20 protein-coding genes and 1 tRNA gene are annotated in these 18,812 nt (G+C 63.8%); 8 read left to right on the top strand and 13 right to left on the bottom strand.

What is annotated here, in order from left to right; translation table 11 throughout:
* The first annotated feature begins 92 nt into the window (after positions 1 to 92).
* Positions 93 to 1,169 (top strand): PA0069 family radical SAM protein, encoded by a 1,077-nt coding sequence (locus tag HELO_RS04375; protein WP_013331569.1) that lies wholly within the window; start codon positions 93 to 95, stop codon positions 1,167 to 1,169.
* Positions 1,170 to 1,217: 48 nt separating this feature from the next.
* Here the strand turns inward: HELO_RS04375 and HELO_RS04370 are convergent, their stop codons facing one another.
* From HELO_RS04370 to HELO_RS04330, 9 genes are all read right to left on the bottom strand, one after another.
* Positions 1,218 to 2,111, bottom strand: a complete 894-nt coding sequence (locus HELO_RS04370; protein WP_013331568.1) for a hypothetical protein — start codon at positions 2,109 to 2,111, stop codon at positions 1,218 to 1,220.
* A gap of 30 nt (positions 2,112 to 2,141) precedes the next feature.
* Positions 2,142 to 2,828 (bottom strand): glutathione S-transferase family protein, encoded by a 687-nt coding sequence (locus tag HELO_RS04365; RefSeq protein WP_013331567.1) that lies wholly within the window; start codon positions 2,826 to 2,828, stop codon positions 2,142 to 2,144.
* 55 nt (positions 2,829 to 2,883) lie between these two features.
* Positions 2,884 to 3,684 carry a DUF2797 domain-containing protein gene (locus HELO_RS04360; protein ID WP_049786281.1) on the bottom strand — a complete coding sequence of 267 codons (801 nt, stop codon included), beginning with the start codon at positions 3,682 to 3,684 and terminating at the stop codon, positions 2,884 to 2,886.
* A 28-nt stretch (positions 3,685 to 3,712) separates the two neighbouring features.
* Complete coding sequence (locus HELO_RS04355) at positions 3,713 to 3,997, bottom strand: YeaC family protein (protein WP_041601907.1); 285 nt, start codon at positions 3,995 to 3,997, stop codon at positions 3,713 to 3,715.
* 27 nt (positions 3,998 to 4,024) lie between these two features.
* Positions 4,025 to 4,876: a rhomboid family intramembrane serine protease gene (locus tag HELO_RS04350; protein ID WP_013331565.1), complete on the bottom strand. Its 852-nt coding sequence runs from the start codon at positions 4,874 to 4,876 to the stop codon at positions 4,025 to 4,027.
* Between the two features lie 177 nt (positions 4,877 to 5,053).
* Positions 5,054 to 6,058 (bottom strand): metallophosphoesterase, encoded by a 1,005-nt coding sequence (locus tag HELO_RS04345; protein WP_013331564.1) that lies wholly within the window; start codon positions 6,056 to 6,058, stop codon positions 5,054 to 5,056.
* 1 nt (position 6,059) lies between these two features.
* Positions 6,060 to 6,941, bottom strand: coding sequence for an NAD(+) kinase (locus HELO_RS04340; protein ID WP_013331563.1), 882 nt, complete (start codon positions 6,939 to 6,941; stop codon positions 6,060 to 6,062).
* A gap of 68 nt (positions 6,942 to 7,009) precedes the next feature.
* Positions 7,010 to 7,876 carry a carboxylate/amino acid/amine transporter gene (locus HELO_RS04335; RefSeq protein ID WP_013331562.1) on the bottom strand — a complete coding sequence of 289 codons (867 nt, stop codon included), beginning with the start codon at positions 7,874 to 7,876 and terminating at the stop codon, positions 7,010 to 7,012.
* 105 nt (positions 7,877 to 7,981) lie between these two features.
* Complete coding sequence (locus HELO_RS04330; RefSeq protein ID WP_041601906.1) at positions 7,982 to 8,572, bottom strand: YqaE/Pmp3 family membrane protein; 591 nt, start codon at positions 8,570 to 8,572, stop codon at positions 7,982 to 7,984.
* A gap of 237 nt (positions 8,573 to 8,809) precedes the next feature.
* On the opposite strand from HELO_RS04330, the gene HELO_RS04325 reads away from it, so the two are divergent.
* The 5 genes from HELO_RS04325 to putA all read left to right on the top strand — a co-directional run bounded on the left by HELO_RS04325 (position 8,810) and on the right by putA (position 14,227).
* Positions 8,810 to 9,217, top strand: a complete 408-nt coding sequence (locus tag HELO_RS04325) for a CBS domain-containing protein (protein ID WP_041601905.1) — start codon at positions 8,810 to 8,812, stop codon at positions 9,215 to 9,217.
* A gap of 277 nt (positions 9,218 to 9,494) precedes the next feature.
* Positions 9,495 to 9,568, top strand: a tRNA-Gly gene (locus HELO_RS04320).
* A gap of 41 nt (positions 9,569 to 9,609) precedes the next feature.
* Complete coding sequence (locus HELO_RS04315) at positions 9,610 to 9,981, top strand: hypothetical protein (protein ID WP_013331560.1); 372 nt, start codon at positions 9,610 to 9,612, stop codon at positions 9,979 to 9,981.
* Between the two features lie 66 nt (positions 9,982 to 10,047).
* Entirely contained in the window at positions 10,048 to 10,848 is an 801-nt protein-coding gene (locus HELO_RS04310) for a helix-turn-helix domain-containing protein (RefSeq protein WP_013331559.1), read from the top strand.
* A 187-nt stretch (positions 10,849 to 11,035) separates the two neighbouring features.
* Positions 11,036 to 14,227: a bifunctional proline dehydrogenase/L-glutamate gamma-semialdehyde dehydrogenase PutA gene (gene putA, locus HELO_RS04305; protein WP_013331558.1), complete on the top strand. Its 3,192-nt coding sequence runs from the start codon at positions 11,036 to 11,038 to the stop codon at positions 14,225 to 14,227.
* Here the strand turns inward: putA and HELO_RS19090 are convergent.
* Positions 14,201 to 14,512 (bottom strand): hypothetical protein, encoded by a 312-nt coding sequence (locus HELO_RS19090; protein ID WP_146747550.1) that lies wholly within the window; start codon positions 14,510 to 14,512, stop codon positions 14,201 to 14,203. The genes putA and HELO_RS19090 overlap by 27 nt on opposite strands.
* 460 nt (positions 14,513 to 14,972) lie before the next feature.
* On the opposite strand from HELO_RS19090, the gene putP reads away from it, so the two are divergent.
* Complete coding sequence (gene putP, locus HELO_RS04295) at positions 14,973 to 16,463, top strand: sodium/proline symporter PutP (protein ID WP_013331557.1); 1,491 nt, start codon at positions 14,973 to 14,975, stop codon at positions 16,461 to 16,463.
* A 102-nt stretch (positions 16,464 to 16,565) separates the two neighbouring features.
* Here the strand turns inward: putP and HELO_RS04290 are convergent, their stop codons facing one another.
* Complete coding sequence (locus HELO_RS04290) at positions 16,566 to 16,859, bottom strand: hypothetical protein (protein WP_013331556.1); 294 nt, start codon at positions 16,857 to 16,859, stop codon at positions 16,566 to 16,568.
* A gap of 279 nt (positions 16,860 to 17,138) precedes the next feature.
* Between HELO_RS04290 and HELO_RS04285 the strand changes: the two genes are divergently transcribed.
* Positions 17,139 to 17,732, top strand: a complete 594-nt coding sequence (locus HELO_RS04285) for an OmpW/AlkL family protein (RefSeq protein WP_013331555.1) — start codon at positions 17,139 to 17,141, stop codon at positions 17,730 to 17,732.
* Positions 17,733 to 17,884: 152 nt separating this feature from the next.
* Here HELO_RS04285 and HELO_RS04280 read toward each other — a convergent pair whose 3' ends face one another.
* Positions 17,885 to 18,385: a gamma-glutamylcyclotransferase family protein gene (locus tag HELO_RS04280; protein WP_013331554.1), complete on the bottom strand. Its 501-nt coding sequence runs from the start codon at positions 18,383 to 18,385 to the stop codon at positions 17,885 to 17,887.
* Between the two features lie 63 nt (positions 18,386 to 18,448).
* Entirely contained in the window at positions 18,449 to 18,781 is a 333-nt protein-coding gene (locus HELO_RS04275) for a YqcC family protein (RefSeq protein ID WP_013331553.1), read from the bottom strand.
* Positions 18,782 to 18,812 lie beyond the last annotated feature (31 nt).

Below are 18,812 nucleotides of genomic sequence, written 5' to 3'. Positions count from 1 at the left end.
CCTGTGGAGCCTCGGATGGCCGCTCGAGTTCCCGTTGGTCATCACGACATGACGTTCTATACTGTATATAAATACATAAAAGAGATTCCGACATGGCCCCTCGAGTGCCCACGACCCCCGGCGCGCGCCGGGGGCGCGGCGCGACCTTCGACCCGCACAACCGCTTCGCGCCGACCCGCAGCGAGGCCGTCGACGACGGCTGGTGGCAGGAGGCGGTTCCGGAGCGCCTGGCCACCCAGGTAATGACGGAGGCGTCGCGCAGCGCCCTGTCCTGGAACCGCTCGCCGGATCTGCCCTTCGACCGCTCCCTCAATCCCTATCGCGGCTGCGAGCATGGCTGCATCTACTGTTATGCACGTCCCAGCCACGCCTACTGGGACCTCTCCCCCGGCCTCGACTTCGAGACCCGGCTGATCGCTCGCAGCGGTCTCGTGGAGCGTCTCGAGGAGGAAATGGCCAAGCCGGGCTACGTCTGTCGCCCGATCAACCTGTCCGGCAATACCGACTGCTACCAGCCCCTGGAGGCCGAGCGGGGAACGACACGCCGCGTACTGGAGACCCTGCTCGAATACCGCCATCCGGTCACACTGGTGACCAAGGGTGCGCTGATCCTGCGCGATCTCGACGTGCTGGAGGCACTGGCCGAACATCGCCTGGTGAGAGTGATGATCAGCCTGACCAGCCTGGATCGCGAACTGAAACGGACCCTGGAACCCCGCACGGCCTCTCCCGAAGCGCGGCTCAAGGTCATCCGGCGACTCGCCGAGGCCGGCGTGCCGGTCGGCACCCTGATCTCGCCGGTGATTCCCGGCCTCACCGACCATGAGATCGAGCACCTGCTGGAAGCCGCCCGCGAGGCCGGCGCCATCAGTGCCTCCTGGATGCTGCTGCGCCTGCCCCGCGAAGTCGCCCCGCTGTTCGAGGACTGGCTGAGAACCCACTATCCCCAGCGGGCCGACAAGGTGATGAGCCTGATTCGCCAGTGCCGGGGCGGCGCCGACTACGACGCCCGCTTCGGCCAGCGGATGCGCGGCGAGGGTGTTTTCGCCGAGCTGCTCGCCCAGCGCTTCGCCAAGTGCCATCGCCGCCTGGGCTTTCCGGGCGATGTCAGCCTGGACACCTCGGCCTTCCGAGCGCCCGGCGCCCAGGGCGACCTGTTTGCGCCCTGATAGCGACCCGGCAACGCCCCGGCGAAGATGACCAAACGCAGGACGGACTCAGCCCGCCTCCACCACAAAGGCCACAGCGGTGGCATCGTCCTGCAGCTTGAGCCGAGGATGGGCACTGGCTTCGGGGTCGTTCGCCTCGGCGTCGCGCAGTCGAGCGAGAATATCGCTCAACCCGCTGTCGAAGGCGGCCTCGAAGAGCTGCTCGTCAGTGAAGAGATGATAGGTATCGACGGCCCGATAGAAGCCGTCGCTCATGGCCAGCATTCGGCGCCCCGGACGCGCGGGCATCAGCACCCGCTCCAGGTCGATGGCCAGATCGGTGATGGGTTCGACGACGTCGTAGCCGAAGCGCCGGTTACGCTGTGCCTGGTTGTCGAGAATATGCGGAATGGTCGCCTGAAGGGCCTCGCCGTGGCTCGCCCCGGTGCGCGCCTTGGTCTCGCGCAGCGCCCCCACCGCCTGCTGCTCGAGCGAGCTGACCGCACTGTGGCCGAAACGGGCCAGCTTCCCTTCGTCGGTTTCGTAGAGCAGCACGCAGTCGCCGGCGCTGGTGATTTCCAGGGTGTCATCGACCAGACGTGCAGCACCAAAGCAGGCGAAGGGCAGATCCGTTCGCACGACATCGTCGGCCGAGCCCAGGGCCTCATACTCCACCGCCAGGCGACCCTGAATATCGATGACCAGTTCCCGGGTGCGCCACGCCGGGCCGACATTGGCCAGGAAGTGGTCCACGAAACGCCGCACCAGCCAGGCGGCGTCACTGGGATAGTCGCTGCGCGTGCGCCCGGCATTGACCGGCGCGGCACCATCCATCCACAGCACGCAATCCTCGGCAACACCGAGCCAATCGGCGTTGGCGTCGCCTTCCGGGTCGGTGAGTCGATCGACGATCCGGAAGCCGACCCCGCCCGCGACTCGATCCTCGAGATTCAATAGCGTCATCCGACTGCCTCCCTGTCCAGCGTTTCGTCGTCAGCCGTTCTCGCGGCGGTCCTCCAGCAGGGTTCCGCGAGCCAGCAGGTCATCCTCGTGTCCCGGCTCCCGCCAGGGCTCAGCCACGGCGTCGGCATCCCATTGCCGCATCGCCGGCAAATCGAGGAGTGTGTCGACATAGACCCTCGAAGCCTCGCCGAGTTCGAGGCCGAAGCTGCGCACGCGAAACGCCACGGGTGCGAAGAAGGCATCCACCGCGCTGAAGTCAGCGCCGGCGAGGAAGGGACCACCGAAGCGCGACAGTCCTTCCTGCCACAGCTCGTCGAGTCGCTCCAGTTCCTGCTCCAGGGCGGCCGAGGGCGACGACAGGCGCACCCGTGCGGCACAGTTCATCGGGCATTCGTCACGCAGGGCGCCGAAGCCGGCATGCATCTCGGCGCTGGCCGAGCGCGCCCAGGCCCTCGCCGCCTCGTCCCGCGGCCAGACGCCCGCGTGCCGCTCGGCCAGGTACTCGACGATCGCCAGCGACTCCCAGATGCCACGCTCGCCATCCTCCAGGCAGGGCACCTTGCCGGTGGGCGAGAAGGCACGGAAACTCCGCCAGCTCGAACCGGTATCGAAGGCGGTGAGCTGCTCCTCGAAGGGAATCTCCAGATGGCGCATCAGCACCCAGGGGCGCAGCGACCAGGAAGAGTAGTTCTTGTTGGCGATATGCAAGCGGTACATCGGTTCACCTTCCTTGTGACGTTGTGGCATGGACCGTCAACGCTGACACAAGCCGTCACGATTCGCCATGACTCACCGCCACCTCGTAGCCGGTGAACTTGCGCAGGTTGATCACGCCGCTGTCCAGCATCAGGTACTGGCCCTTGATGCCCATCAGCCGCCCCGCCACCTCTGCCCGCTTGTCGAAGTTGTGCGAAGCCACCTTGGTGGGATATTCGAGCACCGGGTACGTGAAGCTGCGGGGCGAGGCGTCGAGTTCGCGGATGGCATCGGCACCGAAGCGCTCGCGCAGCTCGGCAAGCCCGGGGGCGAGGCGCTCGAGCAGGCGGTCGCGCTCGCCGGGCAGGTCGAGTTCCGGTGTCTCGCCCTTGAGCATGGCACGCCAGTTGGTGCGATCCGAGACCTCTTCCTTGAAGAGCATCTCGACGAAGCCGGACTGCTGGCGGGAATCGACCTCGAGGATCGGCAACGCCTGGATGGCGCCCTGGTCGAGCCAGCGGGTCGGCACCTGGGTCGCACGCGTGATGCCGACCTTAAGGCCGGAGGCATTGGCCAGATAGACGATGTGAGGCTGGAAGCAGTGGCTCTCGCCCCACTCCGGCTCACGGCAGGTACCCTGAAAGTAGTGGCACAGCTCCGGCTTCATGATGCAGGTATCGCAGCGAGCGAGTCGCTTGAAGCATGGGTAGCAATGGCCCTGACCGAAGCTCTTGCGGGTCGCGCGACCGCAGTTCGTGCAGGCGATGGCGCCGCTCCAGGCAAGTCGCAGTGGCTCGCCCAGCAGCGGTCCGAGGGGCAGGCGGTCGTCGCCGGCGCGCAATGTATAGCGAGCGGGGTCGCCGGGCTCGACGGCCATCTTGGCCAGGCAGCCCCTCGCCAGGCTGTCAGTCACGGCCGACGTCCTGTCCCAGGCCGGCCATTTCCGGGGAAACATTGCCGCCGCCACTGTCGGCTCCGCAGGTACGCCGCTCGAGGTAGCCGACACGCTGCTCCTCGGGTACGCCATTCTCCACCTCGTAGCGCATCACCGCCTCGAGGCAGAGTTCGGTCTGCTCGGGGGTGAGGAAACGGCCATCCGGCCACTTGCGCAGCGACACCGCCTGCTTGAGGCTGGCATAGATGTCGGGCGTCATCTGCTGGATCATGCGCTCGAAGGTCATATCGCTCATCGGGAATCTCTCCAGGGGACGGCAGGCTCAGCGCCGGTAGCGCTTTTGCCTGGAATGATACCAGCCCAGCACCAGCCCCACGACCAGCCCGCCGAGATGCGCCTCGTTGGCCACATTGCCGAAGCCCACCAGGGCGGCAACATCGGTCATGGTGAAGACCATCCAGGCCAGCATGAACACCACCAGCATCTGGGGCACGAAGAAGCCGCTGCCGGGCCGCCGCCGCGACATCAGCCAGACATAGCCCAGCAGCGCGAAATCGACCCCGGACATGCCGCCGAACAACACGGTGCCGGTGGCATATTGCGCCAGGTTGCCGCCGATGCCCGACAACAGCAGTAGCGTCAGCATCCGCCGGCCGCCATGGATCGCCTCGATCTGGCGACCGAAGAACCACAGCCAGAGCATGTTGAAGATCAGGTGCATCCAGCCGAAATGCAGGAATATCGGTGACAGCAACCGCCAGACCTGGCCGCTGGCCAGCCCCTCGGCGAGGCTGCCCGTCACCGGCTGCCCATTGACGATGCCCACCGGCACGATGGTCAGGGCGGCGATCACCAGATCACCGAACAGCCAGGTGGCGGCGAATACCAGCAGGCACAGGCCCAGCGCCAGGGAGGTGACCGGTGCGCGGCGAAACGGTGTCAGCCACTGGGAACCACTGCCACGGTTCGCCTTGCCGCCCGCGGGCATCAAGGGCTCGCCGCGCTGCCATTGCTCGAGCAGCCCGCGCAGCGCCTCCAATTGGGACGGGTCGACCAGCCACAGGACCTGGCCGTCATCCTCTTCGGTGATGCGATGACCAATGCGATGCGCCCAGAGCGCCTGACGCAGCTCGCGCAGGTCGGCATCGCGCGGCAACAGGATTACCCGATACATGAACCCTCCAGGACTCTACGCCCGAAGTCGCGGGCGCGGGTAAGACGCACAAAAAGAAAAGTCCGGTGGAGGGGGCCACCGGACAAGAGCAAGGGATCATTCAAGGGAACACTTACTCTGATGGACGATATGAAGCCGAGTTCAATCATGAGCCGAATTTTCGTGTAACAGATTGTATCAATCGAAATCGATCTCCTGGGGCATCGCGCGGGCACGCTCCTCGAGGGGCACGTCGACCCACACGAAACGATCGGCATCGAGCCGCTCCTCGCCGCTCCAGCGATAGGCCACCAGGCGCCCGAACTTGACGGCACTGTAGTCCAGGCAAGCGATATTGGGTGCCGGCAGAGCGGGAATGCCCTCGCACCAGTAATGGCCGATGAACAAGGGCGGCTGATCCGGGCCGTAATAGCTCAGTCGCGCACGATCCTCAGCGCTCAATTCGCGCGCTTCCAGTTCATCCGGCAGATTGTCCGGCTGAAAGACCACATCCCCCCAGGTGCGCGGCTGCCTGGCCCAGAAGTGGGCGCGGAAACTGCTCCGCGTAAAGCCATCGCCGGAGTGGATACGCATGCCATCGGGCAAGGACAGATGGCTCCCCCGGGTCAGGCGGTCGAGAATCAGGGAAGCTCGCGTGCCGGGACGCATCGCCTCGGAGAGGAAATCCAGATCGATGCGCGTATCGGGACGCTGCCGGCGCAACTCGTCGATCAATGCCTGATCCCAGCAGGCGTGCACCACCCGCAACCCGTCGAGCTCCAGACACAGCGGAATATCCAGGAACCACGCCAGCGTCTGCTCCCACTCCTCGGGATGATCGCGATATTGCGCCAGGGTCTCCCTGACGATGCGATTGTGACGAGGGGTATGCTCGCGAAGCCACTCCCGGTCGGATTCGGCGGGCGCCCGATGACAATAGGCGAGCGCGTTGACCTCATGATTGCCGAGCACGATCAGCGCTTCACCCGCCTCTACCATGCGACGCGCGATGGAGACCGCCAGACGTATGCGCGGTCCCCGGTCGATGAGATCGCCGAGAAAGATCACCTTGCGGCGCGAATGACGATAGACCCCGTCCCGCTGGTGGTAACCGAGACGCTCGAGCAGCGTGGCCAGGGTGGCGCCGCAACCATGCACGTCACCGATCAGGTCATAGCCCTCGAGGGCATCTCGTTCGCTCACCTCAGTCTCCTAGGTGGTTGCTCCAGCCCAGCTTGCTGCGCAGGACCTCGTAGAAATTATGGCCCAGCGGATGCACTAGCTGAACCCGCTGTGGCTTGCGACGCACCACCAGGACATCGTCGGGCTTGGCCACGGCACGTGTCTGGCCATCGCAACTGATGTGCGGGTATGTCTGATTGGTCTCGCCGATGTGAATGCGGATCTCGCTGGCCGCGTCGATGGCGATAGGCCGGCTCGACAGGGTATGCGGGAACATCGGTACCAGGGTGATCACATCCAGCTTGGGATGCATGATCGGACCACCGCCGGACAGGGCATAGGCGGTCGACCCGGTGGGCGTGGCGATGATCAGGCCATCGCTGCGCTGGCTGTGCACGAACTGGCCGTCGATGAACAGCTCGAACTCGATCATGCGCACCGCCTTGCCGGGATGCAGCACCACCTCGTTGAGGGCATCGCCATTGCCCATCAGGGTATCGCCACGGTAGAGCTCGGCATCGAGCAGGAAGCGCTCCTCGACCTCGTAGCGCCCCTCGAGCACCTCGCCGACCCGCTCCTCGAGTTCATCGGGAGAAATATCGGTGAGAAACCCCAGACGACCGCGATTCACGCCAAGCACCAGGGTACCGCTGTGGCACAGGGTGCGCGCTGCACCCAGCAGGCTGCCGTCGCCGCCGACCACGATCACCAGATCGCACAGCTCGCCGAGCAGACGACGACTGGCCTCCGGATGGCCATGGTCGAGCAGTACCGTGGCGGTGCGGTCCTCGATGATGACGTGGTAGCCGGCGGCGTCGAGAAAGCGACTCAGTCGCTTCAGGGTCTCGACCACCTTGGCGCTGCCCAGCCGTCCGATCAGACCAATGTTCTTGAAGGCTTGCATGCGCGGGTCCCTCGCTTCGCGACGGACCATTATGGCGACACTGTCAAAAGGGGGCAAACCGCTCCGGCTCAGGCGGTTTGCAACGTGCGGCGCTGCCACCAGTCATTGAGCGCCAGCGAGCCGATGATGATGGCACCGCCCAGCATCAGGCGCGGCAGATCGGCATCCTGGTTCCAGATCAGCAGATTGACCAGCAGGCCGGCCGGCACCAGGGCATTGTTCATGATCGCCAGGGCGCCGGCATCGACCCGCACGGCACCGAGATTCCAGAGGAAGTAACCGGCCCCCGAGGCCACCAGGCCCAGCCAGGCCAGCACGCCCCACTGCACCCCCGTGGTCGGCAGATCTCCCGCGTCGCCCAGTATCAGGAAGGCCGGTACCGCCACCGCCAGCGCGCCCAGATAGAACCAGCCGAATACCGACAGCCTCGGCAGCGAGTCGGGCAGGCCCGCCGACAGGCGGCGATAACCGACCTGCCCCAGGGCAAAGCACAGGTTGGCGCCCTGTACCACCAGAAATCCCAGCCAGTAATCGTCGGTGAGCCCCTTGTAGCGGATCACCGCGGCGCCGAATACCGCCAACGCCGCCGTGAGCAGGTGGAAGGGCGTGAAGCGCTTGAACAGTGCATCGTCGAGCAAGGCGATATAGAGCGGGGTGAGCACGGTGAACAGCAGCACCTCGGGCACCGACAGCAACAGGAAGGCCTGGTAGGAAAAGATGTACATCACGCCGAGTTGCACGGCGCCCAGGGCCATCAATGCCAGGCGCTGCCGCCCCCGCAGCAGGCGTGGACGCAGCACCGGCAGGAAGACCAGTGTCGCCAGGGTGATGCGAGTCATCACCGCGAAGTAGCTGTCCACCTGGCCGGCCAGGTAGACGCCGATCAATGAGAACGAAAAGGCCCACAGAGCGGTGACGCCAACGAGATAGCCCAACGGTCAACTCCTGTTCATATCGAGGGTTGACGGGGATTATACCTGTGTCCTTGGCGCTGCCAAGCTCGTCCGCTTGCCAGTGGCGTCTCGCCGATGTCACGCACGTTACCGAGCGTCGCCACCCCTTCGAGGCCGCAGGAGCCAGAACATCGCATAGGCGATCCCCGGCAGCCAGCCCAGCAGCCACAGCACCAGAGCCAGGACGACTCGACGCGCACCGGCGCCGGCCAGGGCCAAGGCCAGAGGCGGCATCAGCACGGCCAGGATCATCACCGCGGCGAAAGGCTCGGGGCGTGTGGATACCGGGGCCGAACGCGGGGAAGCGGGCGCTTCTTCCGGCTCGGCGGTTCGAGCGGCGGACGCGTCGGGTTCGGCCGGCGCAGCCGCCGGCGGCGTGAAATGGCCAACGCTGTCGTCCGACTGGCCACCCTGCGCCTGCGCGCCTTCGTGCTCCTCATGTTCGAGGAACCGCTGATGCGCCTCGTGGTCGATCTTCTGCTCCAGGGCCTCGGCCCCTTCGGCCAGCGTCTCGTGATAGCGCTCCCAGTCCTCCCAGTCATGCGGGGTACCTGCCTTGGGTCGATGGTCACCGGACTCCCGGGCACGGTACCAGGCCTTCTCCTCCAGGGTGTTGGGGCGCTCCTTGTCACGCTCTCCATCCAGTCCCTTGCGGGCCAGGTATTCACGGGCATCCATGGGGCATCTCCAACAGTGATCGTGGACACGAACGATTCATGGAACCATTGTGCCATATTGGAGTGGGCCGGCCCGAGGCGGGTTCCTTCCCCCCGCCCTCATTCCGTGCGAGTCGACTATGCTGAAACCGTGGCAGCCCCCGGACCATCCCGGCGCCCCGGCGAACGCCAGTCGCCCCGGTCCCGCCGGATACCTTTCCGGACGAGGCTCACCATTGTCGGCACAAGGAGAACCGCCATGCCCAAGAAGGCCCCCACCATCGTGCGCGAAATCATGTCCCGCGACTGCTATCGGGTCTCCGGCAAGACCTCGGTGTCCACTCTGGCGGAGGGGCTCTCGCTGCACCGCCTGCCCGGGGCGCCGGTGGTCGATGAGCACGATCACCTGATCGGATTCATCTCCGAGCAGGATGTTCTCGGCAAGGTGCTGGAAAGTGCCTATCTCAACGATGAACCGCCCCTGGTCAGGGAGCTGATGCGCCATGAAGTGCTGTCCGTCACGCCCAACAAGAGCATCATCGACCTCGCCCAGGAAATGCTGGGCGCCAAGCCCAAGATCTACCCGGTCACCGAGCAGACCCGGCTGGTCGGTATCGTGACCCGCCGCGACGTGCTGAACGCCATCCTGCGCATGCGCCACAGATGAGAATTCCAGATACCATCGGCATCGCCCCGGGCGATGGAAGGCAAAAAAAAGCCGCCCCATGGGATGGGGCGGCAAGGATCGATTATGCAAGCCAGAACAACATTGCTAGCGACTGCCATCGCGATGACGATGTTGTCTGTGCTTGATATGACAACGCTGACGAAAAAAGTTCGTCACGTTCGCAATTTTTTTCAGAGCCCGCCTCTGTCCCCTCTCGCGCAGCCGGCCAGACAACAGGGTTGTAATCATTAACCCTCTGGATATACTGGGAAACCTCGCGGGTGTAGCTCAATGGTAGAGCAGAAGCTTCCCAAGCTTAAGACGAGGGTTCGATTCCCTTCACCCGCTCCACTTTACAGCCCGTCGCGCCGCCTGCCGGCTCCGAGCGTCCCATGGCCCTGTTCCTGACCGTCTTCGCCGTCTGCATGCTGATCTTCGGCGGTATGGTCATCATTCTCTTGTTGTCCCATACCCCGCGCTATCGCACCGAGCCCGAGCATCTGCTGACCCTGTTCGACAAGGCACTCGAGAATCGCGTCGGCGAGACCGAGTGGAATGCCCTCATCGGTTATCCGATCCGTCATGATGAGTATCTGGAAAGCGTACGCCGGCGCGCCCGACATCTGATGGATGAACACGGCCGCCACGGGCGCGTGGCACGGGGCAAGCCGCTGCTCGACACCGAAGGGCAGGAGGAACTCTCTGCCCTGCGCGATCATCTGGCGGCCCACACGCAACTCAAGCGCAAGCGGGAACAGGAATGAGGGTCGACGCAGGATCGGGTATCATGGCGTGAGCATCTCACGGACTCGTCTCGCCGGAGGCCCGCGATGACCAGCGCGATCCGCCAGATTCCCCTAGACACCGCCGTTCATCACCACGCCCATGACTTCCATCAGATCGTGATCGGCTTGCGTGGCCAGGCGGAATTCGAGATCGAAGGGCTGGGAGGTTCCATCTCGGCGCTGTCCGGCTGCATCGTCCCGGCCAACCATGTCCACTATTACGCCGGCACCGGCGACAACCACCAGCTGATTCTCGACCTGCCGGAAAACGCCCTCTCGCTGACCGGCCACCAGCACGAGCTGGTGCGGTTGTTCGATGCGCCCCGCTTCTTCTCCCTGGACGCACCCCTGGAACGCTATCTCGACTTCGTGGTGCACGAGCTGGACCTGCTCTCCCGGCAAGGACGTCTGAGCGCCTTGCAGCAGGAACGCCTGACCACGACACTGCTCGGCTCCCTGCATGCTCGACTGGCCCAGGACACGCCCATCCGGAGACGCCAGCTCGACCTCACGGCCCTCGACCGTTTCATCGACCGCCACCTGGGGGCTCCCCTGCGGGTCGCCGATCTGGCCGCCGAGGCCTGCCTGAGCGAGACCCACTTCACTGCACGCTTCCGCGAACAGACCGGCCTTTCCCCCTGGCAGTATGTATTGCGCCGCCGTCTCGATACCTCCGAGCGCCTGTTGCGCGAGAGTCACCTGCCACTCTCGGAAATCGCCGCCCTGACCGGCTTCGCCAACCAGAGCGCCTTCTCCCGGTCATTTCGCCGCGCCTTCGGCCATCCGCCGAGCCAGGTGCGCTCGACCTCGGCCCGATCCCTCGGCGCCCCGGCACTTCAATGCTAGACTAAGGTCTAACATCTTCTTCATGTCCCGTTAACAGCATTGAAATCGTCAAATCCATCCGTGGATTCGACAAGCAGAGTTCGATGAAGCCCCCTACCCTCATAGGATGCCCTTGGTGCGCTGGCGGACCGATGCCGGCGGGACGCACCACATCCTGTGACGACGGGCTCTAGACCGGGGAAGATTCATGCTCAATGCCAACGATATGCTGGATAACGCCACCTGGCGCCAGGAACTCGACACGCTTTTCACCAAGGTCAGTGACCATTATGTGGTCGACGAGAACGCCTATGTCGAAGAACTGATCAAGGCGCTCGGTACCGACGAGCGCGACTTCGCGCGCATCGCCGACAAGACGGCGGAACTGGTGCGCGAAATCCGCGAGATGGACACCGCGGTGGACACCATCGACGAGCTCCTCCAGCAGTACAGCCTGGATACCCATGAAGGCCTGATGCTGATGTGCCTGGCGGAAGCCATGCTGCGCATTCCCGACAAGGCCACCGCCGATGCCTTGATCGAGGACAAGCTCGGTCCTGCCGACTGGAAGTCCTATCTCGGCCAGAGCGAATCCTGGATGGTCAATGCCTCCACCTGGGGGCTGCTGATGACCGGTCGCGTGATCACCATGGACAAGCCCCAGGAAGGCCGCCCCTCCGGTTTCATCAACAAGATGGTCAACCGCATGGGCGAGCCGGTGATCCGCCGGGCCATGGTCGAAGCGATGAAGGTCATGGGCAAGCAGTTCGTGCTGGGCCGCGACGTCGACGAGGCGCTCAAGCGCTCCAAGCCGCTGTTCGACCAGGGCTATACCTACTCCTACGACATGCTGGGCGAGGCCGCCCGCACCCGCGACGACGCCAAGCGCTACTTCGATGACTATGCCAATGCCATCGAGCGGGTCGGCAAGGCCAGCGCCCGGCTGTCGGACAAGACGCCGTCACCGTCGGTTTCCATCAAGCTCTCCGCCCTGCATCCGCGCTACGAGTTCGGTCGTCGCGAACAGGTTCTCGAGGAGCTCGTCGCCAGCACGCTGGAGCTGGTCCGCATGGCCCGCGAGCGCGATGTCGCCGTGACCATCGATGCCGAGGAGGTCGATCGCCTGGAGTTGTCCCTCGAGGTGTTCCGTGCCGTCTACGAGCACGATGTCTGCCGCGGCTGGGGCCATTTCGGCCTGGTCGTCCAGGCCTACGCCAAGCGCGCCCTGCCGGTACTGCACTACATCAACCGCCTGGCCGAGACCCAGGGCGACGAGATTCCGCTGCGCCTGGTCAAGGGCGCCTACTGGGACACCGAGATCAAGGAATCCCAGCAGCTCGGCGTCGAGGGCTATCCGGTCTATACGCGCAAGGCGGCCACCGACGTCGCCTACCTGGTGTGCGCGCGCTTCTTGCTGTCGGACGCCACCCGCGGGCGAATCTTCCCGCAGTTCGCCACCCATAACGCCCACACCATCAGCACCATCCTCGAAGTGGCCAACGAGGCCGATCGTTCCTTCGAGTTCCAGCGCCTGCACGGCATGGGCGAGGCCCTCTATGCCGCCGCTCTCAAGCGTGCGCCCCAGGGCACTTACTGCCGCATCTATGCACCGGTGGGCGCCCACAAGGACCTGCTGCCCTACCTGGTCCGTCGCCTGCTCGAGAACGGGGCCAACTCGTCCTTCGTCCACCAGTTGGTCGACCCCAAGGTGCCGGTGGAATCGCTGTGCGTGCACCCCGTGGAAACACTGCGCCATTACGACACCCTGGCCAACCCGCAGATCCCCCTCCCTCGGGACATCTACGGCGAGAAGCGACTCAATTCGCGGGGCGTCAACCTCAATATCCGCAGTCACTACGACCCGCTGATGCGGGCCATGCGCGAGTGCATGGAAACCACCTACGAAGCACGCCCGCTGCTGGCCTTCGACGTCGCCACCGACCCCGAGCTGGTGCATGACGTTACCTGCCCTTATGACCGTCGCAAGAAGGTCGGCAGCGTACTCTGGACCAGCAAGGAACAGGCCCAGCGCGCCGTGGATGCTGCCTGGGCGGCCTTCCCCCGCTGGGACGCCACCCCGGTCGCCGAACGCGCCGCCATCCTGCGCCGCTTCGCCGAGCTGATGGAAGAGCACATGGCCGAGTTGATGACGCTGTGCTCCCGCGAGGGCGGCAAGCTGCTGACCGATGGCGTCGCCGAGATTCGCGAAGCCGTGGATTTCTGCCGCTATTACGCGGCCCAGGCCGAGGAAATCTTCGGCGAGCCGATCCAGTTGCCGGGGCCGACGGGCGAATCCAACGAGCTGGTGATGAGCGGCAAGGGCGTCTTCGCGGCGATCAGCCCCTGGAACTTCCCGGTGGCGATCTTCTGCGGCCAGATGATGGCCGCGGCCGTGGCCGGCAACACCGTGCTGGCCAAGCCCGCCGAGCAGACCTCCATCATCGCCCACCGGGTCGTCGAGCTCCTCCACCAGGCCGGCATGCCCCGGGACGTGGTCCAGCTGCTGCCCGGTGACGGCCCCACCGTGGGCAGCGTGCTGAGCGGCGACTCGCGCATCACCGGCGTGGTCTTCACCGGCGGCACCGACACCGCCCAGATCATCAACCGCTCCCTGGCCGAGCGCCAGAACGCGCCGCTGCCCACCCTGATAGCCGAAACCGGCGGCATGAACGCCATGATCGTCGACTCCACCGCCCTGCCCGAGCAGGTCGTCAACGACGTCATCCACTCGGCCTTCCAGAGTGCCGGCCAGCGCTGCTCCGCCCTGCGCGTGCTGTACCTGCAGGACGACGTGGCCGACCGCGTCATCGAGATCCTCAAGGGCGCCATGGATGAACTCCACGTCGGCGATCCCCGCGATCTGGGTACCGACGTCGGGCCGGTCATCGATGAAGAGGCCCGCGAGAATCTCCAGGCGCATATCGACAAGCTCAAGGGCGAAGGCCGCCTGATCGCGGAAACGAAACTCGACGCCGCTCATACCGCCGATGGCACCTTCATCGCCCCGACAGCCTTCCAGATCGATGGCATCGAGACACTCGAGCGCGAACAGTTCGGTCCCATCCTGCACATCGTGCGCTACAAGGCCCGGGAACTGGACGCCGTCATCGACTCGATCAATGGCCGTGGCTATGGCCTGACCTTCGGCGTGCACAGCCGCAATGAATCCTTCGCCGAGGATATCGCCCGTCGAATTCGCGTCGGCAACGTCTACGTCAACCGCGACATCATCGGTGCGGTAGTAGGGGTTCAACCCTTCGGCGGCCAGGGCTACTCCGGCACGGGTCCCAAGGCGGGCGGCCCCAATTATCTGCCGCGCTTCGCCACGGAAAAGACGGTGACCATCAATACCGCTGCGCTGGGCGGCAACGCATCACTTCTTGCCATGGGCGACGACTGAACCGCCATTGCCATCATCGGCACAAGGCACCGCACTTTGCATGGCACCACGCCATGCAAAGTGCAGGCTGCCGATTCCCGGGCACCGGTGAATCATCAATGACAAGGTCTTGCCATAATCACTACAATCGGAGGCCTCATGGAAGATACAGCGCACGCCAGGCTCACGCTTTCCCTCATGGTAATCCTTGGCTCCCTGAGCTTTCTGGCCGTTCCGTTCGCTGACTTCGGCAGCATCATTTCGCATATCTTCCTGGCCACCGGCATCTGCACCATTGGCATGCATGTCGGGAAAAATCCCTGCTGCATCACCACGATCTCACCGATCTCGGCATCGGCATGCTTCATGCCCACCCTGTCGGCTTCCCAGCCGGGACGAACAATGCCGAAACCGTCGGTCGGGATACCGATGACAATACCCATATGGATCGGGAGGGCCACGATGCGCAATCGATACTGACTTTGCTTTCAACTGTCCTGCGGGGCTAGTCTGCCTGGACTGCTTCACCCCATCCAAACGGTCCCTGCTTGTCATTAAGGAAGACAATGATTCCCTTACCGATCCCTGCCTTCCCTAGTGGCAACAAGCAAGACGTAAGGAACTCCTCATGATCGAAAACGATGCCACCATCGGCATTACCTTCGTCCGCTCCCTGATCGTGATGCTCGTCATCGGCGTTCTGGCCTGCCTACGTACCAACAATCCGTCGGAGCTGTATCCGGCCTAATAAACTGGAGGGCTTTTCATGGCTATCGGTGTTTGGATCAGTCTTTTTGCTTACTTTGCGCTCATGATCGCCATTGGCGTCTATGCCATGCGCAGAGCCACATCCTCATCCGAGGATTACATGCTGGGTGGACGAGCACTCAGTCCCAAGGTCGCGGCCCTGTCGGCCGGGGCTTCGGACATGAGTGGCTGGTTGCTGCTGGGCTTGCCCGGGGCGCTGTTCGCTTCAGGCCTGGGGTCGGCCTGGATCGGCATCGGCCTGCTTGTCGGCGCCTTCTTCAACTGGACCCTAGTGGCGCCCCGTCTTCGTGAACAGACGGTTCACTACGGCAATGCCATTACCATCCCATCCTTCCTGGCGAATCGCTTCCCGACCCAGGCACTGTCGCTGAGAACGGTGTCGGCCATCGTGATCGTCATCTTCTTCGCGGTCTACACGGCTTCTGGCCTGGTCGCGGGCGGCAAGCTGTTCGAAAGCGCGTTCTCCGGCATCTTCAACTTCGGCGGCCTGAGTGACTATGCGGCCGGCGTCATCATCACGCTGGGTGTGGTACTCGTCTATACCGTGGTTGGCGGTTTCCTGGCCGTGAGCATGACGGACTTCGTGCAGGGCTGCATCATGATGCTGGCACTAGTGATCATGCCGGCGGTCGTGCTCTTCGGCGAAGGTGGCGGCGGTTTCTCCCAGGCGTCACAGACTCTGAATGAAGTCGATCCCTCGCTGCTCTCGTGGACGGAGGGACTGACCTTCATCGGCTGGTTGTCGGCGGTGACCTGGGGACTGGGTTACTTCGGGCAGCCGCACATCATCGTGCGCTTCATGGCCATCCGCAACCTCAAGGATGTTCCGACTGCCCGTAACATCGGCATGGGCTGGATGCTCATCTCCCTGATCGGGGCGGTCTCTCTGGGTATCTTCGGCCGTGCCTATGCCATCCGCAATGGCCTGGACGTTCAGGACCCGGAAACCATTTTCATCATCCTGGCCAATCTGCTGTTCCATCCGCTGGTCACCGGCTTCCTCTACGCTGCGTTGCTGGCTGCGGTCATGAGCACCATTTCCAGCCAGCTGCTGGTGTCTTCTTCTTCGCTGACAGAGGATTTCTATCGCCTGTTCCTGCGCAAGGAAGCAAGCAGCAAGGAGTGCGTGACTATCGGCCGAATCAGTGTCGTGCTGGTTGGCCTGGTGGCGGCGGTCATTGCATCCAACCCGGATTCTCAGGTCCTGGGTCTGGTCAGTAACGCCTGGGCAGGTTTCGGTGCCGCCTTTGGTCCGCTGATCATCCTGTCGCTGATGTGGCCGCGTACCAATGGCGCCGGCGCCATTGCCGGCATGGTCGTGGGTGCCGCCACCGTCATGATCTGGATTGCACTGGGCTGGAACGCCGAGTTCATGGGTGGTCCCGGTGTCTACGAGATCATTCCCGGCTTCATCGCTGCCTTTATTGCCATCATGGTAGTGAGCAGCGTCACCAAAGATGCGGGGGAATACCAGCACATCTCTCACTGAAACGCGCACGACGCACTCAACGCGGTGAAAGGGGCTCCTTCGGGAGCCCTTTTTGCTGTCTGCCAGGCACACACACCCTGACGCTCATGCTTGTGAGCTGGTCTATAACGACCAAGCACGCCCTATCAGCAACAAGGCAAACCCCCACAGGGCAACCTGACTCCAGGGAGCCTTGACCAGTGCTTCCAACCGATACATGCCCGCCTCCTCGACCAGGGGGCGCGCGAATGCCGCCCCCAGGGCCCAGACGCCCAAGGCAACCAGGGGAAGGCGCAGGCCGAATGGCAGTCCTTGTATCAACTCCGGGCGCCACAGCAACCAGGCCGCCAGGACAGCCGCCAGCAGTAACGCGCCGATGTCGAGGTGCACTCGAGAGATCAGGGGCCGATCCGTCATGCTCGCCTCCGCCGCCGATGTCACGCTTTCAGTGAAGACGATTCCTGGCTAGCTGGCGAGTCATGATTCACAATGTGCAAATACTGTACAAGAACTGTCGCCGATTGCTGTCATTAACAAAAAGTTCCATTGAATCGCCCCATATATTGCTATCGACACCATAGATTTTTTTTACAAGACGTTTAGAAACACTGTTTCCTATAATACTTCCTGAAAGATGCGAACGGCGCTGTCGGGTTGACAGCACCGGCATCCGAAACACCACAGGGAGGATTCTCCATGAAAGCGACTCGTCTGATTTCTGCCACTGCCTTCGCCGCAGCCACTCTTTTCGCCGCCCAGTCCGCCATGGCGTATCAGGCCGGCGACATCTACGTGCGTGGCGGTTACGCCAAGTCCGACGTGAAGAGCGACAACGGCAAGGTTGCCCACCAGGACGTCAACGTCTCCGATGAGAATGGCATCGCCTATGGCCTTGGCTACCTGTTCACCGACAAGCTGGGCGTCGAGCTCAACGGTACAGAGGCCATGGAGCATGACATCACCGGCGGCAGCTTTGATCGCACCCCGGTCAACCTGATGCTCAACTACTATCCGATGGGCGGTACTGACTCACGCATCCAGCCCTATGCGGGCGTCGGTCTCAACTACACTCACTTCTCCAATGAGTCTGTGAGTGGCATGGACCTCGACGACTCCTACGGCGCTGCCGGCCAGGTGGGCGTGGATCTGGCCCTGACCGACAACATCCTGGTCGGTGCCTTCGCCAACTACGCCGATGTGGACAGCGACGTGGACATGCACGGCCACGGCGCAGGCAAGGTCAAGCTCGACCCCCTCACCGTCGGTGGTGGCCTGACCTACCGCTTCTAAGCGTCTCCAGCGCTACAACCACGACGCCGGGCCCATGGCCCGGCGTCGCTGTTTCGGCACTACTGGTTTCTGGCATCCATACCAACGAGGCCCTCCACATGGAGGGCCTCGTTATGTCTGGCGATGGAATTGTGCCTGGCGATGGACTGGCTTCAGCGCGGACTGTGGCGTGACAACCCCAGGGCGGCCAGGGTCCGGTCATCCAGTCCGGCGACTGCCGGTACGTCGGCCAGCCAGGCATGATAGTCGGCCGAGAGAAAGGCCTGACCGCACAACAAGTGCTCGAGATACTCGCGCGCAGGCCGCAACGCATCGGCGGTGGTCCCCGGCCTGGCGATGTATACCCAGGCCTCGATGGCACCTTCGGCCGTCTCGATGGGCAGGCGGTGTCGACGATATTCATCGGGATGACCCTCGAAGGGGTCCATGTCACGGATCTGTTCGGGAGACGCCAGCTCGAACAGCACCCCTTCGACACGCTCTCCCGGTCGTGGCGCCACGTTGGCATGGCTGATACCGGGGACCTTCGAGGCCTTGTCGAACCTCAGCACATGGTCGACCAGCACGCCCGCCACGGCACGACGCGTATCACCGATGCGCGCTTCGACCCGCGCCGGATTCATGTTGCTGCCATAGGCGAAGTAATAGGGCATGGGCGCCTCAGAGGCTGTTTACCAGTGTGACGAGCGACGGCCCGGCAAGGCGGAATCGGCCTTTCAATTTTCGGTGACCAGGGTGTCGATACGTTCGACAGCCTTGCCCATCAGGATTCGGTCACTGTTGCGCGCCCCTTCCTGAGTCAGATAGGCCTCCACCGCCGGCGCCACGTCGCAACTCGCGGGCATGGGCCCCTCCGCCGCGACCAGCTCATCGAGCCTGGCGATGAACACGAAGCGCAGCCATTGCGGCAGGCTCATGGTATCGACGCAGAATGGCTGGGCGCTGTCGAAGGCCGCTGGCTCGGGGCGCTCCAGGCGCCACAGGTTGGCGGCCCTCATGGTGGACTCGAGCTCGCGCAGCGCGCTGTCGAGTTCCTCGTGAACGGTCATGGGATATCCCTCCAGTCGGTCAATTGGCGTC

The sequence above is a fragment of the Halomonas elongata DSM 2581 genome, assembly GCF_000196875.2.
Lineage (GTDB): Bacteria > Pseudomonadota > Gammaproteobacteria > Pseudomonadales > Halomonadaceae > Halomonas > Halomonas elongata.
The sequence above is the reverse complement of the archived record's forward strand: the minus strand, read 5'-3'. Positions and strand labels throughout refer to the sequence as shown.